16 protein-coding genes are annotated in these 14,447 nt (G+C 63.5%); 8 read left to right on the top strand and 8 right to left on the bottom strand.

Translation table 11 applies throughout. From position 1 onward, the window contains the following. Positions 1-3 precede the first annotated feature (3 nt). The 4 genes from hpnD to VSR82_RS06415 form a co-directional block, all read right to left on the bottom strand. Complete coding sequence (hpnD, locus tag VSR82_RS06430) at positions 4-852, bottom strand: presqualene diphosphate synthase HpnD (protein WP_429456302.1); 849 nt, start codon at positions 850-852, stop codon at positions 4-6. Positions 853-1,084: 232 nt separating this feature from the next. Next, positions 1,085-2,035: a sensor domain-containing diguanylate cyclase gene (locus VSR82_RS06425; protein WP_429456304.1), complete on the bottom strand. Its 951-nt coding sequence runs from the start codon at positions 2,033-2,035 to the stop codon at positions 1,085-1,087. After that, a complete protein-coding gene (locus tag VSR82_RS06420; protein ID WP_368583451.1) occupies positions 2,032-2,655 on the bottom strand; it encodes a chemotaxis protein CheC in 624 nt (207 codons plus the stop codon). Before VSR82_RS06420 ends, VSR82_RS06425 begins: the two co-directional genes overlap by 4 nt. Further along, positions 2,648-3,013 (bottom strand): response regulator, encoded by a 366-nt coding sequence (locus VSR82_RS06415; RefSeq protein ID WP_368583452.1) that lies wholly within the window; start codon positions 3,011-3,013, stop codon positions 2,648-2,650. The genes VSR82_RS06420 and VSR82_RS06415 overlap by 8 nt, the downstream gene beginning before the upstream one ends. Positions 3,014-3,618: 605 nt before the next feature. Here VSR82_RS06415 and VSR82_RS06410 point away from each other — a divergent pair. Together VSR82_RS06410 and VSR82_RS06405 are read left to right on the top strand one after the other, a co-directional pair. Then, complete coding sequence (locus VSR82_RS06410) at positions 3,619-5,913, top strand: hybrid sensor histidine kinase/response regulator family protein (protein ID WP_498857526.1); 2,295 nt, start codon at positions 3,619-3,621, stop codon at positions 5,911-5,913. A gap of 236 nt (positions 5,914-6,149) precedes the next feature. Beyond that, a complete protein-coding gene (locus VSR82_RS06405; protein WP_429456309.1) occupies positions 6,150-7,322 on the top strand; it encodes a hypothetical protein in 1,173 nt (390 codons plus the stop codon). A gap of 104 nt (positions 7,323-7,426) precedes the next feature. Here the strand turns inward: VSR82_RS06405 and VSR82_RS06400 are convergent, their stop codons facing one another. Continuing rightward, positions 7,427-7,984, bottom strand: coding sequence for an NADPH-dependent FMN reductase (locus tag VSR82_RS06400; RefSeq protein WP_429456311.1), 558 nt, complete (start codon positions 7,982-7,984; stop codon positions 7,427-7,429). Positions 7,985-8,273: 289 nt separating this feature from the next. On the opposite strand from VSR82_RS06400, the gene VSR82_RS06395 reads away from it, so the two are divergent. After that, a complete protein-coding gene (locus VSR82_RS06395) occupies positions 8,274-8,489 on the top strand; it encodes a hypothetical protein (protein ID WP_176107084.1) in 216 nt (71 codons plus the stop codon). An 80-nt stretch (positions 8,490-8,569) separates the two neighbouring features. Here the strand turns inward: VSR82_RS06395 and VSR82_RS06390 are convergent, their stop codons facing one another. Continuing rightward, positions 8,570-8,704, bottom strand: coding sequence for a hypothetical protein (locus VSR82_RS06390; RefSeq protein WP_368583456.1), 135 nt, complete (start codon positions 8,702-8,704; stop codon positions 8,570-8,572). Positions 8,705-9,156: 452 nt separating this feature from the next. Here VSR82_RS06390 and VSR82_RS06385 point away from each other — a divergent pair, with 452 nt between their 5' ends. After that, on the top strand, positions 9,157-9,765 hold the full coding sequence (locus VSR82_RS06385; protein WP_368583457.1) for an RNA polymerase factor sigma-70: 609 nt from the start codon (positions 9,157-9,159) through the stop codon (positions 9,763-9,765). Beyond that, complete coding sequence (locus VSR82_RS06380; RefSeq protein ID WP_429456313.1) at positions 9,752-9,958, top strand: zf-HC2 domain-containing protein; 207 nt, start codon at positions 9,752-9,754, stop codon at positions 9,956-9,958. Before VSR82_RS06385 ends, VSR82_RS06380 begins: the two co-directional genes overlap by 14 nt. A gap of 22 nt (positions 9,959-9,980) precedes the next feature. Here VSR82_RS06380 and VSR82_RS06375 read toward each other — a convergent pair whose 3' ends face one another. Further along, positions 9,981-10,271, bottom strand: coding sequence for a DUF1272 domain-containing protein (locus VSR82_RS06375; RefSeq protein ID WP_429456315.1), 291 nt, complete (start codon positions 10,269-10,271; stop codon positions 9,981-9,983). 282 nt (positions 10,272-10,553) lie between these two features. Between VSR82_RS06375 and VSR82_RS06370 the strand changes: the two genes are divergently transcribed. After that, complete coding sequence (locus VSR82_RS06370) at positions 10,554-11,537, top strand: sulfonate ABC transporter substrate-binding protein (protein WP_429456317.1); 984 nt, start codon at positions 10,554-10,556, stop codon at positions 11,535-11,537. Positions 11,538-11,591: 54 nt separating this feature from the next. Here VSR82_RS06370 and arsC read toward each other — a convergent pair whose 3' ends face one another. After that, positions 11,592-11,951: an arsenate reductase (glutaredoxin) gene (gene arsC / locus VSR82_RS06365; protein WP_429456319.1), complete on the bottom strand. Its 360-nt coding sequence runs from the start codon at positions 11,949-11,951 to the stop codon at positions 11,592-11,594. Positions 11,952-12,672: 721 nt separating this feature from the next. On the opposite strand from arsC, the gene parA reads away from it, so the two are divergent. Both parA and VSR82_RS06355 read left to right on the top strand, forming a co-directional pair. Then, positions 12,673-13,335: a ParA family partition ATPase gene (parA, locus tag VSR82_RS06360; protein WP_013092840.1), complete on the top strand. Its 663-nt coding sequence runs from the start codon at positions 12,673-12,675 to the stop codon at positions 13,333-13,335. A 24-nt stretch (positions 13,336-13,359) separates the two neighbouring features. Next, positions 13,360-14,415 carry a ParB/RepB/Spo0J family partition protein gene (locus tag VSR82_RS06355; protein ID WP_368583462.1) on the top strand — a complete coding sequence of 352 codons (1,056 nt, stop codon included), beginning with the start codon at positions 13,360-13,362 and terminating at the stop codon, positions 14,413-14,415. Positions 14,416-14,447: the final 32 nt, after the last annotated feature.

Below are 14,447 nucleotides of genomic sequence, written 5' to 3'. Positions count from 1 at the left end.
AGCTCAGAAAAGCGCGTAACGCGCGACGATCCACAGCAGGCGCAGCTTCGGCTTGCTGACCTTCGTGCGCGGAACGTCGAAGCCGCGCTCCAGCGTACGCTCGAGCAGCACGCGATAGACGCCCGACATGATGCGCGGCGCACGCACCTGAGCGCGCGGCTCGCGATCCATGATCGCATCGGATTCGGCGAAGTGCTGCTTCGCGCGCTCGGCGAGCGTCGCGCAGACGCGCGGCAGCGACGGATCGTCGGCGATCTGCCGCGGGTTCGTGGCAGCGATGCCTTCGCGCGCGAGCAGTTCGCGCGGCAGATAGCAGCGGTTGATGTCGGCGTCTTCGTCGATATCGCGCAGGATATTGGTGAGCTGCAGCGCGCGGCCGAGATGGTGCGCGAGCTGCCGGCCCGACTCCTCCCGCATCCCGAATATCCTCACCGACAGACGGCCGGCCGCGCTCGCGACGCGGTCGCAATACAGGTCGAGCGTGGCGTCGTCGGGCGCGCAGATGTCGGCGGCGGCGTCCATCGCCATGCCGTCGATCATCGCGTGAAAATCCTCGCGTTGCAGATGAAACATGTGAATGTGCCGCGTCAGCGCGCGCAGCGACGCGCGCGGCTGGCCGGCGTAGCAGGCGTCGATGTCGGCGCGCCATTGCTCGAGCCCGGCCGCGCGCTCGGCGGGCGGCAGGTTGCTGTCGGCGATGTCGTCGACGGCGCGGCAGAACGCGTAGACCTGATACATCGCATCGCGCTGCGCCGCCGGCAAGATGCGCATCGCGAGATAAAACGAGCTGCCGGACGTGGCGGCAGCCGCGTCGATTTCAGTATCGTCCACGACGAGATTGGAAACAGCCAAGACGATCTCCGCTGGAGGCGCCCGCTGAAAGGCGTTCAAAGAGGTTTTTATGCCGACCCGCAAGGCAGTGTGCCCGCGCGCGCGGACACGCGCGAAACATCCGGCTGGGCGGCCGGAAACGGCGAAAAGTATAGCAATCTTTGCCGGTGACCGCAGATTTGGCGGCCCATGAGGGACGAAAGAAAGGCCGCCGGGCGCGGCCGGCTGGAACCACGCCGCCCCCGCTAGCGAATCACGCCCCCGCGAGCCGGAACGCGACCGCGCAGTTGCGGCCCTGGCGCTTTGCTCTGTAGAGCGCCGCGTCGGCCTCGTTGATCAGCACGTCGTACGCGGGTACGCCCTCGCGCGCCGACGCGCCGCCGAGGCTCGCGGTGACCGGCACGCTGGTGCCGATCAGCTCGACCGGCGTTTCCTCGATCACGCGACGGATCTTCTCCGCCACCAGCATCGCGTCGTCGAGCGGCGTGCACGGCAGCAGCAGCGCGAACTCCTCGCCGCCGAAGCGCCCAAATGTGTCCTGCGCGCGCACCACACCCGCGACACGCTGCGCCATCACGCGCAGCACCGTATCGCCGACGCCGTGACCGAACTGGTCGTTGATCTGCTTGAAATGATCGAGATCGAACAGCAGCATCGACATGTCGCCGCCATAGCGCTGCCAGCGCGTGAACTCGTCGCGCAGCCTCGCTTCGAAAAAGCGCCGGTTCGCGATGCCGGTCAGCCCGTCGCGATTCGCATACTCCTGTAGCTTCGCAACCGCCTCCTCGCGTTCGCGCTGCACGATGCTCACATGCGTCACGTCGGAGATCGTCACGCACACGGCCACCACTTCGCGATCGCGCATCAGCGGCATGAACGTGCAGTCCTGCTGCATGAAGTCGACCCCGCCGGTGATCGGCCGGTCGTGATCGAACTTGAACAGGTACGGGCGCTGCTCCCACGAGCTGAACGCGAAGCTGCCGAGCTGAAACACGCTTTCGATCTTGCGCGACAGCCACACGCGCGGCAGCTCCGGAAAGTTCTGGTAGATCGAGCGGCCGACCACCTGCTCCGCCGACAGGCCGCTATGGTCCTGCATGAAGCGATTCCACATCAGCACGTTCAGTTCGCGATCGAGCACGAAGATGCCAAAACCGACCCGCTCGACTACGAGGTCGCTCAACGATTCCACTGGGACATTCATAGACTGGACAGCAGCGCATCGAGCGCTTCGTTCATGTGACGGATTGAGTCTTCGGCCATCAGCATCACCAGATGCGCGCGAAAACTATGATGTTCGAGCGCGAAGTTCACTTCGACGAGCAGCGCCACCTGCCATTGCAGCACGCCGGGCTGGAACACTTCGTCGAGCGTCAGCGTGTCGCCGAGCACGCCCGGCGCGGAAAACACCGGCGTGCGGCCAAGCTGGTCGAGTATCGACGACACGCAAGCACCCGACAGCAGGTTCGCGACGTCGAGCATCAGTTCGCGCTCGCCGATCGTCTCGTAGCTGGAACGCGCGTACGGGTCGCTGACCAGCGAACACAGCTGCGCGATGCTGTCGCTGCGACAGATCACCAGCACCTCGCCCTTGATGTCCGAGCGAAAGCCCTGACGCACCGCGCTGACCGTGTCGTCGATGTGGGTCATCTCGCGCAGCGTGCGCGCAGCATCGCTCACCGCGACCATCTTGACGCGCGGCACCGACAGCTCGATAAACGAATCGAGCAGTCCCGCGAGCCGCGTCGCGGCCCGGCCCATCGCAAGGTTGGCGATTTCCTGGAGCGCGTCGCGCTGGTCTTCGGTGAAGGCGGGCTCAGACATACAAGCCGTACTCCTTGAGGATGGGCAGGACCGCCTCCGGCGTCACCGGCTTGGCGATGAACGCGATCGCGCCGAGCTCGCGCACGCGCTCCTGGGCGAGCGGCTGCACGTCGGCGGATACGACGATCACGAAGGTGTTGAGGTCCTCGTGCTGCAACGCTTCGAGAACCTGGTAGCCAGTCATGTCCGGCATCGTCAAATCGAGGAACATCACCGAGGCCTTGCCGTCGCGATACAGCGCGAGCGCCTCGTGCCCGTTCGTCGCGTAGGACACGTCGACGGCCCAGTCGGGCGGCAGAGCCTTCGTGAGCAACTTGCGGGCGAGCAGCGAATCGTCGGCGATCACAATGGGCAGCATGGCAACGGCGGGTCGGGCGGTTTTTTAGGCGGGTCGAATAAAGGAATCGGCTCGTTCGTATGCGCGCTTTCCGCGCCTGGTCGTTTGCGTTTTGTTCGTCCCGACAGCGGAGGACGGCACGCCTTCGCGTGATGCCGACCGATGCGCGACCAGGTACAGTGGCGCCTGTCGAATTGCAATTGCCTATGGCGAGAGGGGTGCGAATGCGGCAGGACGCGTTTTGGCGGACCTCGACGATCCGGCGCACAGAGGTGGCAACGGCCTTTTATCGTGGCGAGGATTGTCGAAGCAAAGCCGCGCAAAAGCAACTCGCCGAAATCGCTGACCGTAACGTTCTGTTTCCACGCTAGGCTAATTTGAGAAATAGTTTTATCGTCTGAGCCAGCATTCTTTTAGCTTTATCCTTTTGTGTACGTTTGCGCTTCCCGATTCGTCGCTGTTTTAAAGCCGCTCTTAAAGAACGGCCGGTCCGGTGGACGCTCGTCCCCGACGCTTTGCGGCGAGTTTTTCCGCGCTGCGTCTATGCTTGTTCTGAAGGCGGCATGGTGCCGGCAATGGCCCGATACGGGGCTGCCACATTCGAACGACTTTTCGCGTCAACGACAATGACATCAGACCAGGTCGACTCCGTGCGAGCGGGCCGCCTTTCGGGTCGTCCTGCCCGCGAGCAGGACGACGCGTCGTTTCCCGCCGTGCCGGAACAGAACTTCCAGGTACGTCGCATCACCCTGATCGCGCTGCTGGTCGTGGCGATCGTGCTGCCGTTCGTCTACGTCGCCGCGATGGCTTTCAGCGATCTGCGCTCGCGCGAGGCCGACGCGACCGAGCTGGCGCTGCGCACGGTGCGGGTCGCCGAAGAACACGCGTTGAAGGTGTTCGACATGAACGAGACGCTGAACTCGCGCATCGTCGATCTGACCGAGGGCCTCGACGACGACGGCATCCGCGCGCGCGAACACACGATTCACGACAAGTTGCGCACGATGGGCGGCGGCTATCCGCAGGTGGCCTCAGTGTCGATCTACGGCGAACAGGGCGCGCTGCTGGCGAGCAGCCGCGTCTATCCGTCGCCTACGAGCTCGATCGAACAGCGCGCCGATTTCGTCGGCATCCGCGGCGGCAATGCGCTCGAACATGTGTCGAAAGTGACGACGGGACACGTGAGCGGCGAGCAGGTGTTCAACATGGGCGTCGAGCGTCAGGCACCCAACGGCTCGTTCGCGGGCGTCGTGTCGATCGCGCTGCGGCCCAGCTATTTCGATGCGTTCTATCGCGAGCTGCTCGGCAACAGCGACGACACGCCGATCATCATGAGTCTCGTGCGCACCGACGGCGCGGTCCTCGCGCATTACCCACGCGGCCCGCGCGAGCCGACCGCGCTCGCATCGGATTCGCCGTTCGCCGAAGCGGTCTCGCGCGGGCAGCGCTCCGGCGTCGTGCGGATGCACTCGAGCTTCGCCGACGGCAACCTGATCGTCGCGTTCCGGCACGTCGGCTCGTATCCGGTCTACGTGCTGTGCGGCTATCGCACGTCGGCGATCTGGGCCGCCTGGTACAGGCACCTGAGCGTGCTGATCCTGTCGATGTTCACACCGTCGATAGTGCTGTGGTGCGTGATCTGGCTGTCGCTGCGCCGCCTCGGCGCCGAAGAGGAAGCGTGGCAGCGCTGGCAGGCCGAGGCATCGATGCGCCGCTCGATCGAATCCGCGTACCGCCAGTCGCGCAAGATGGAAGCGCTTGGCACGCTGGTCGGCAGCGTCGCGCACGACTTCAACAACCTGCTGATGATCCTGTCGGCCAACGTGCAGATCGTGCGACGGCGCGGCGTCGGCGGACTGGAGCGCGAACTGTCGGCGATGGAGCGCGCGTTGAAGAGCGGCCAGTCGCTGACGCGGCAGCTGCTCGGCGTCGCGCGCAAGCAGCCGCTGCGCACCGAGACGCTGTCGCTCGAACGCTGGCTGCCGTCTTGCCGCGAGCTGCTGCGCGCGTCGCTCGGCGCGAAGGTGTCGCTCGTGATCGATAGCGGCGTCGATACCTGGCCGGTGCGTGTGGACGTCGCCGAGCTCGAACTCGCGCTGATCAACGTCGCCGTCAATGCGCGCGATGCGATGCCCAACGGCGGGCGCTTCACCGCGCGCGCGAGCAACGTCGTGTTCCGCCGCGAGGACGGCTTTCCGCTGACCGGCGAGTTCGTGCAGCTGTCGCTCGAGCACACCGGCGCCGGCATGGCGCCCGAGGTGCTCGCGCACGCGTTCGAGCCGCTTTACACGACCAAGTCCAAAGGCATGGGCACGGGGCTCGGGTTGCCGCAGGTGTTTGCGTTCTGCGAGGGCTCAGGCGGGCTCGCGGCAATCGACAGCGCGATCGGCGCGGGGACCGCGGTGCGGCTCTATCTGCCGCGCGCGTCGAGCGAGCCGCAGACGGCTGGACCCGCCGAAGCGCTCGCGCCCGCGAGCGACGCGCCGCACGGTCTGCGCGTGCTGCTGGTCGAGGACAACGAAGAAGTCGCCGCCGGCACCGAGGCGCTGCTGCAGATGATGGGCCACCAGGTGAGCTGCGTGTTCAACGCCGACACGGCGCTGCGCGTGCTCGACGATGCCCGCGCGAAGCGTGCGGACACCGGCGAGCCGCTGCCGTTCGATCTGCTGCTGTCGGACATTCACATGCCGGGCAAGATGAACGGCATCGACCTGGCCGAAGCGGTGCTCGGATTCGACCCGCCGCTGCCGGTGATTCTCGTCACCGGCTACGCGGAAGAGCTCGACCGCGCGCGGCACGTGAACGTGCATGTGCTGTCCAAACCGTTCGATATCGGACTGCTCGAACAGCTGCTCGAAACGATCCAGCGCAACGCCGTGCAGACGAGCGCCGATACCGCCACGGATCCGGCCGATACCTGACGTCCGCGACGTCCCGGCGTCATTTACCAGAACTTGTAAAAAGCGCGGCGCTCACACGCAGCGCCTCGTTCGTCGCGAGTCCGCGCGATGCGTAGCGCGGCGGGCATCGCGGCCGTGCACGGGACGCAGCGCCGTCGCGCGTCGGTGCGGGGGCATGATCGTTGCGTGCCCGAAGACGGCAAGGGGACGGCGCCTCGGGTGCCGCCCGTTCCAGCACAACATGTCGGGAGACAACCATGCAACATCTCGTGATTGGTTTATTCGACACTTACGTGCAGGCTGAAACCGCCCGCGACACGCTCGTGCAAACCGGTTTTGCGCGCGAGAAGATCGAGTTGCAGGCGAACGCCGAACCATCGGTTGGCTCGGCCACCAGCGAAGTCGCCAACGCGGGCGTACTCGCGAATATCGAGCGCTTTCTCGCCAGCCTGTTCTCGACTGGGCCGCGTCCGTCGGACACCGCCCGTTATGCCGAGGCGATGCGGCGTGGAGCGGTGCTCGTGTGCGTTCATGCCGCGAGCCAGTCGCATGCGGAATTGGCGCGCAACACGCTCGTGCGGCTCGGCGCGACCGATATCGGCGACCGCCTGCCCGAGGCGGACACCCCAGTCGCCTCCAGCCGCGACCACTCGGTGCTCGATGAGCTGGGCATCGGCGCGGTGATGCCGGGTACGCCGCGTACCTCGAGCGTGACCACCGAGGCGAGTGCGACGCCGGGCATGCGGGACACCAGGGCAACACCGGGGGCAAGTGTGAGTTCGAGTAGCGGCGCAACGGGTGCGGCGGGCATCAGCGAATCGACCGGAATCGCCGGCGCCACGAGCGCCACTTCGGCAACCGGTACGAGCGCGCCCGACACCGTGCCTCCTCCTGCTCCTCCGCGCCCCGATCCGCTGACCGCCATGCCGCCGGCGGACATCGGCGCGGCCGCCGAGCCGTTCGCGCCGCCGCCGATCAGCGATCGGCCGACGAGCGATCCGGTCAACGAACCCGTCGCCGATCCTCTCACCGGCGATGTGGGACGCAGCGCGATCGCCGCCGGCTCCGTGCCGGGTTCGGGCGCGGTGATGCAGCCCCAGCCGTCCGACATCGTCCCGGAAGGCGGACAGCCGGGCACCGGTCCCGGCGCGCAGATGCCGAACGAATATCTGGAGTATGAAGAAGACTTCCGCACGCACTACGACGAGCAGTACGCAGCCGCGAACGCGCGCTACGAAGACTATGTGCCGGCCTATCGCTACGGCGCGGAGATCGGTCGCGACGCGCGCTTCCGCGATCGTCCGTGGGAAGAGATCGAGCCCGAAGCTCGCCGCCATTGGGAAACCACGTCTCCGGAGAGCACGTGGGAGCGCTTCAAGCTCGCGGTGCGGCATGGGTGGGAGCGGGTGACCGGGCATCACCACGTATAGGTGATGCAGCGGGCGAAACGGGCGCGGCCGCCTCGCGCGGCGCGCGCCGTGTCCTCGTTGCTTCGGCGGATGGTCAGGGCGCGGTCAGCGCCGCTAAGTCTCGATTACGCCACCGCGCCATGCCGCTTGATCCACGTGACGTAGCGGTCCATGAACGATTGCAGGAACTTGCGCGTGCCTTCGTTGACGATCTCGCCTTTTTCGTTGATCACCGACGGATCGTGCTTGATGAACACCTCTGGCTGCCCCATCGTCGCGACGTCGAGATAGGCAAGCACGTTGCGCAGATGCTGTTGCGCGAGCGCCGTACCGGTGGCGCCGACCGAGGTGCCGATCACCGCGCCCGGCTTGTTGCCCCACGAGTTCGTGCCCCACGGCCGCGAGCCCCAGTCGAGCGCGTTTTTCAGCACGCCCGGCATCGAGCGGTTGTATTCGGGCGTCACGAACAGCAGACCGTCCGCGGCTTGCACGCGCTCCTTGAGCTTCTTGCCGGCTTCCGGATAGTCGGAGTCGTAGTCCTGTGAGTACAGCGGCAGGGAGCCGATATCGATGTATTCGAAGGTGAAATCGGCTGGAGCGAGAGAAATCACCGCCTGAGCCAGTTGGCGATTGAACGAATCCCGCCGCAGGCTGCCGACGACCACTGCAATGTGATAGGCCATGTTCGCTTCCTCGGTTAGTGCGCTCGACGCGCAGAGAGTAGGACTGTTCATGATAGGCAAAAGCCGCGTGAAACGCCTGGCCACTGGCGGATTTGGCGAGGCGATAGCGGATCGGGAAGGGTTCTTGCGGCAGCTTTCGGTGGATAACCTCGCAGCTCGAAAAGTTATCCACAGAATCGCTGAATAACCTTGTGGATAAGTAGAACTTTTGCCTTGTCAATCAAGCATGCCTTCGGGCCAGGGCGATCTGAGGCAAATGGACACCACCGACCTTCTGGAGGACCGGATCATGAGTCTCGACTACGCAGGAAAATCCCACGACGAAGCGGTCGCCGCGCGCAAGAAAGCGCGGCAGCGCGCGCAGGAGCCGGCGGGCGGCAAGATGGCCGTCGACGGCGTCGAAGCCGATGCCACGCATAGCTGCGGCGAGCTGTCGGAACAAGGCAAACAGGTGTGGCGTACGGGCGCCGGGCTCGATGGCGGAGGCAAGGCGCCGAGCCGCTAGGGGTTGATCGCTGAATGCAAAAAGGGCGCCGTTGCCGGCGCCCTTTTCTTTTGCTTGCTTGTTGCGTGTGCGGCGTGCGATCAGTTGCCGAAAAATACGTTGCAGTACGACTTCGGGCCGTTGCAGGTCGAAGCCGGAGCGTCGGCATGAGCGACGCTCGAAGCGGCTGCGAAGAGTGCGGCCGAAGCGATCAGGGCGGAGAAAATGCGTTTCATGGTCGGGACCTCGTTTGCGTATCGTTGCGCGATCTGATGCGATCGATGGCGTGAAGAATAGCGAGCGGGTCCGCGTCCACAAACAGCGAAGATGAGAAGATATTTTTTTATAAACTGAAATAATCGCTACTGCCTGAGCGCGCGGAACTGGTGATCGACCGCGACGCGTTGATTGAGCGATAGTCCGAGTCCAAGCTTGCTGGCGCGGAGGCTCGACTTATCATTTCTTGCAACAATTAATTGCCGCTGTCATAAGCCGCCGCGCCGCGCGACCAAGTTCCTTCGGGACATCGATTGCCAAGGGGTATATGTTCAATACCGCTTCGTTAGGGCACGAACGTGAGAGAGAATGGCGCACGCATCCGCAAATCGCGCGAGGACGACCATCCGCTCATGAATCACGACGTTTCAAGGCAACACCCACAGCCGGCACCGCAGCGACGGGGCACGCCGTGACGCAGCCAGGCGGCCCATCGCTCGACGATCCCATCTATCTCGCGCAATTGCGGCGCGACCTCGTGCGCTTCGCCCGTCTGCAATTGCGCGATGCCGCAGCCGCCGAGGACGCCGTGCAGGAAGCGCTGACCGCCGCGTGGATGCAGGCCGCGCGTTTCGCCGCGCAGTCGGAGCACAAGACCTGGGTGTTCGGCATCCTGCGCCACAAGCTCGTCGACACGCTGCGGGCGCGCCAGAGGACGGTCAATCTGTCGTCGCTCGAAGCGGAGATCGATGGCGAAGCGTTACTCGATCGCGAGCTTTTCAAGGACAACGGCCACTGGTCGCGCGAGACGAAACCGCGTCCATGGCCGACACCCGAAACCGCACTGCGCCAGCAGCAGTTCTGGACGCTGTTCGAAATGTGCCTCGAGCATTTGCCCGAGCACATCGGACGCGTGTTCATGATGCGGGAGTTTCTCGACCTCGACATCGCGGCGATCTGTGCCGAGCTGCAAATCAACGCGAATCATTGCAGCGTGCTGATCTATCGCGCGCGGCTGCGGCTGCGCACGTGCCTGAGCGAAAAGGGCCTATCCAGCGAGGACGCGAATGGGGAAGTGTAAAGACATCACGCGGCTGCTATCCGACGCGCTCGACCGCTCGCTGTCGACTGGCGAATGGCTCGCGATCCGCCTGCATCTGCCGACCTGCAGCGGGTGCCGGAACTATCGCAAACAGATCCGCCTGCTGCGGGTCGCCGCGCATGTGGCGAGCGGAATCGCGAGCGCCGATGGAGCGGTGAGCGGCGACGAGTGATTTGCCGCTTTGCCTTCGCGGTTCAGCGCTCGCCGGGCGGTACGTCGCGATAACGTTCGAAAAAGCGGGCGTGCGACGCTTCGTCGACGCCGACGGGATGCGCATCGGCACGCGCGGGATGTTTCGCGAGTTGCGCACGGGTGCGGATTGGCCGAGGCGCGAAATTGCCGCCGCAATTCGGACACACGTTGCGCAGCTCGGTCAGCGCGCAGACCTCGCAGAACGTGCACTCGTAGGTGCAAATCATCGCGTCGGGCGCGTTCGGCGGAAGTGACTTGCCGCAGCCTTCGCAGGTCGGTCGCAATTCAAGCATGACGGGGTGCTCCTGTCGTTGGCAACGCGGGGCGCGGTTTTCCTGCCTGGCGTCGCGAGAGGATCGATGCAGCCACGCGTTGCTGGCCGCTGCCGCTGTAATGCCGGTCGATTGTAGCGGGAGGGGATGGGGCGCGCACTCGGCGTTAGACAATGCTTCGCTACTCCCGAATGATTTGCTTATGCGAATTTATCGGTTCGTCCAGGCGGGCGGACGAATTATCGTCGGAGCCAATCGGACCAGCCTTGGTGTCCGTCAAATTCTCTTTCGACGAGTATTCTCATGTCCCGTGATCCGCTGCTGACGCGCCGTACGTTTCTCGCCGGCGTAGGTGCAACGCTGGCCGCCGCCGCGTTGCCGGTCTTCTCCACCACCGCATTTGCCGCCGATGAACATGCGAAAGAACTTCGCATCGGATATCAGAAAGCCGCGAGCACCCTGGTATTGCTGAAGGCGCACGGCACACTCGAAAAGCGGCTCGCGCCACTCGGCATCACGGTCAAATGGACGGAGTTTCCGGCGGGGCCGCAACTGCTGGAGGGGCTAAACGTCGGCGCGATCGACTTCGGCTATGTGGGCGAAGCGCCGCCCGTGTTCGCGCAAGCGGCCGGCGCCAATTTCGTCTATACCGCGTATGAACTTCCGACGCCGCACGCCGAAGGCATTCTCGTGCATCCGGACGCGCCGATCAGAACCTTGGCCGATCTGAAGGGAAAGAAGGTTGCACTGAACAAGGGCTCCGATGTGCACTGGTTTCTCGTCGCCGCGTTGCAGAAAAACGGCGTGAAGTTCAGCGAGATCCAACCGGTGTATTTGCCGCCCGCCGATGCACGCGCGGCCTTCGAGCGCGGTGCGGTCGATGCGTGGGCTATCTGGGATCCGTTTCTCGAAGCCGCCAAAAGGCAGACGAACGCGCGGCTGCTTGCCGATGCCGAAGGTATCGTTAGTCACCACCAGTTCTTTCTGAGCGCGCGACCCTTCGCGCAACAGAACGGCGACGTTCTTGCGATCGTGATCGATGAAGTCGGCAAGGAAGGGGCGTGGGTGCGCGGCCATTACAGCGAGGCCGCCGCACAACTCGCGCCGATTCAAGGGCTCGACGCGAGCGTGATTGAATCAGGCTTGCGCCATTACGCGCACATCTATAAGCCCGTCGACGCGAACGTGCTTGCGGAACAACAACGCATTGCGGACACGTTCACCGAACTGCGCCTGATCCCGACGAAAATCGTGACCAAGGATGCCGCGCTGTCGGGCAAAGCCTAGCTCAGCAGTTCGAGGTCGCATTGCGCACGTCGGTTGACTTTGAAGCTCGCGCGATCAGGGGAAAAGCGCGGCGACATTTTCGGGCGGGCGGCCGATCACGGCACGCCCGTTTCTCACGACGATCGGTCGTTGCAACAGAATCGGATGCTTCGCCAATGCTTCATAGAGCTGGGCGTCAGTCAGCGACGGGTCGGCGAGATTGAGTTCTTTATATTCGGCCTCGGTGTCGCGGATCATTTCGCGGACCGGACAGCCAAGTTGAGCATTGAGATTCTTGAGCTCTGCGACGGTCAGCGGCCTCTTCAGATATTCGACGATTTCCGTCGCTTCATTTGCGGGGTTGTAGGTGTTCGCGACGAGTTCGCAGGTGGCGCGCGATTTGGAGCAGCGTGGGTTGTGGTAGATGGTGATCATGGCTTGGTTCAGGGCTTGCGCCGTTGAAGGTTGCTGTGACGGTTAGACGGGTTCGGGAATTTTAGCGGGTGACTTGGTGGCGTGGCGGGGGATGATTGCGCGGCATGCGCGTTGTTCGAACGAACGATGGGGTGGGTCGGTTTATGCGCATAAACCGATGCGCTCTTCCGGGGTGAGTCGGTATCGTTTAATGCTTGCAGCGTGAGCTCTCGTCACTCCTCTGACCCGCTTACGCGGGCGCGATACAAACGACGACCTATATGCCATTGCTGATGAACCGCCTGCGGCACGTTGGCCGCTCCTGCCAAGTTCGGGGAGGAGCGGCGTCGGACGAATCCATGGCGAATGCTCTCCTGCAGGCCAATTTCCACGCGAACTTTTATGCGCATAAAGTCTGCGGCCCCTTGGTCGCTCCGATGTGCGCGTTCCTTCTCAGCGAGATCAACTCGAGAATCACGCGACCAGTCGCCCGCGACTGAGCACGCAGTACTTGAGCGCTCATTCCTTTCCTCCCGTCCCCTCCGAGGGATAGCGATCAGCAACGCTTAGCCTCAGTCCGCGCTCTTATAGGCCGCAAGCCCTCGAGCACACCCTTGATGCCTCTTTATGCGCATAAACCCTCTGCCGAATGGCGTATTTCCGAATTTTGCTTACTCAAATCATTTGAAATAGCAATTCAACCAGGTAAAATCCATTTGCGTCTAAAAAGAGGAGGTGAAATTTGGCGGCAGAAATCATCGCGGTAACACAGCAGAAGGGCGGGGTCGGGAAGAGCACCATCGCGATGCATCTCGGCGCTGCATTTCACGAGAAAGGCAAACGCGTTCTCGTCGTCGACGCGGATGGCCAAAACACTCTGATCCACTGGGCGAGCGCTGCGTCCGACGGCGACATCGGTATTCCATTCGCCGTCGTCAACCTGTCCGAAGCCGGCAGCCAGATCCATCGCGAGATCAAGAAGTTCGTGGCTGACTACGACATCATCGTCGTCGACTGCCCGCCCTCCATTACCGAAAAAGTCTCCGGCGTCGTCCTGCTTGCAGCGAGCGTCGCGGTGATCCCAACTTCGTCGTCCCCCGCCGATTACTGGTCGAGCATCGGCCTCGTCAAACTGGTTCAGCAGGCGCAGGTCATGAACGAAGACCTGCGTGCCGTGTTCCTGCTCAACAAGACAGAAGAGAAACGGATGCTGACGCGCGAACTGAAGCGCGCGCTCGAAGAACTCGGCTTCCCTCTCCTCAAGACCCAGATTCCCACGCGCGAAGCCTACAAGCAGGCAATGGCGTTGGGGCAAACGGTGCTTCAGATGAACGATCGCGGCGCCAAGCTCGCCGCGCTCGAAGTACGGGCGTGCGCCAACGAGATCGCCGCCTTGCTCCCGTGAATTTATGCGCATAAAGGACCCTGAATGAAACCGTCCCAATTCGCCAAAGGCTTTCAAGCACGTCCTGACACGACCAGCAGCGAAAAGCGCACAGCGCTCGACCGTCTGAATGCGATCGACGGCTTGGTTAAAAATGACGCGAAAAACTCCACGATCGCCGGGCGTCCGATTCCGGCCGTCGTACCGTCGCGTCTGCAGGATGCCGAGATCCCTGATCCGGATAACGAATCGGCGGCCTACCGCGCATGGCGGCTCGAGCACGGTTATCGTCCCGGCCAGGTCATCGAACTGGCGCTCAAGACCATCAAGCCGAGCCCGTTCAATCCACGGTATTTCTATGTGAAGTCGTCGATTGCGGAGCTTGCCGTCAATCTGGCGAAGCAGGGACAGCAGCAGGCGATTCACGTCATTCCCGACTACGACAACCCTGGCACCTACTTCGTCAGTGACGGCGGCCGACGCGTGCGCGCGCTGAAAGAAGCGAACAAGGAGTCGGTGAAGGCGATCGTCATCGATCTGCCGATCGGCATCCAGAGCTACAAACTCGGCTACGACCTCAACGTGCAGCGCGACTCGCAGACCGTGTTCGACAACGCGATCGTGTGGCGACGCTTTCTCGACGAGCGCCATTTCCAGAGCCAGAAGGAACTGGCCGAACATCTCGGGCTCGACGAATCGACGGTCGCAGTCGCGCTGTCCATCGCCAAGCTGCCGGAAACCGTGATGCAGGAGATGGTCGCGCGCCCTGACCGCTTCGGCTCGAACATGGCGTATCAGGTCGGCCGCTATCACACCGCTCGCGGCGCGGACGCGACGCTGCGACTGATCAATCGGATCCTTTCCGACGATCTGAGCACACGACAGGTCGCCGACATCGTCAAAGGGCGCGCGACCGCGCAGGAAAGCGCAAAACCGGCTGGCCGGCAGCGCTATGCGCAACGTCTGGAAATCAAGCTTGGTGGTGTGTCGGTCGGCGATCTGAAGTCATATGGGGACGACCGACTCGAGTTGCGCCTGAAAGGCCTCACGCGTGAAAAGCGTGACGACATCCTGCGGCAGATTGAGAAGATGCTGAAGTAAGACGTGAGAGGCGGTGCGCCCGCACCGCCCCT

This window comes from Burkholderia sp. JPY481, from assembly GCF_038900515.1.
Lineage (GTDB): Bacteria > Pseudomonadota > Gammaproteobacteria > Burkholderiales > Burkholderiaceae > Paraburkholderia > Paraburkholderia youngii.
This window is presented reverse-complemented; position numbering and strand designations above follow the sequence as displayed.

Bases quoted from the DNA above. Each gene is read 5' to 3' on its own strand.
- VSR82_RS06380 (WP_429456313.1), top strand. From the start codon at position 9,752: ATGGGGAAGTGTAAAGACATCACGCGGCTGCTATCCGACGCGCTCGAC.
- VSR82_RS06410 (WP_498857526.1), top strand. From the start codon at position 3,619: ATGACATCAGACCAGGTCGACTCCGTGCGAGCGGGCCGCCTTTCGGGT.
- VSR82_RS06400 (WP_429456311.1), bottom strand. From the start codon at position 7,984: ATGGCCTATCACATTGCAGTGGTCGTCGGCAGCCTGCGGCGGGATTCG.
- VSR82_RS06420 (WP_368583451.1), bottom strand. From the start codon at position 2,655: ATGTCTGAGCCCGCCTTCACCGAAGACCAGCGCGACGCGCTCCAGGAA.
- VSR82_RS06375 (WP_429456315.1), bottom strand. From the start codon at position 10,271: ATGCTTGAATTGCGACCGACCTGCGAAGGCTGCGGCAAGTCACTTCCG.
- VSR82_RS06390 (WP_368583456.1), bottom strand. From the start codon at position 8,704: ATGAAACGCATTTTCTCCGCCCTGATCGCTTCGGCCGCACTCTTCGCA.
- VSR82_RS06415 (WP_368583452.1), bottom strand. From the start codon at position 3,013: ATGCTGCCCATTGTGATCGCCGACGATTCGCTGCTCGCCCGCAAGTTG.
- arsC (WP_429456319.1), bottom strand. From the start codon at position 11,951: ATGATCACCATCTACCACAACCCACGCTGCTCCAAATCGCGCGCCACC.
- VSR82_RS06405 (WP_429456309.1), top strand. From the start codon at position 6,150: ATGCAACATCTCGTGATTGGTTTATTCGACACTTACGTGCAGGCTGAA.
- VSR82_RS06395 (WP_176107084.1), top strand. From the start codon at position 8,274: ATGAGTCTCGACTACGCAGGAAAATCCCACGACGAAGCGGTCGCCGCG.
- VSR82_RS06425 (WP_429456304.1), bottom strand. From the start codon at position 2,035: ATGAATGTCCCAGTGGAATCGTTGAGCGACCTCGTAGTCGAGCGGGTC.
- VSR82_RS06355 (WP_368583462.1), top strand. From the start codon at position 13,360: ATGAAACCGTCCCAATTCGCCAAAGGCTTTCAAGCACGTCCTGACACG.
- VSR82_RS06370 (WP_429456317.1), top strand. From the start codon at position 10,554: ATGTCCCGTGATCCGCTGCTGACGCGCCGTACGTTTCTCGCCGGCGTA.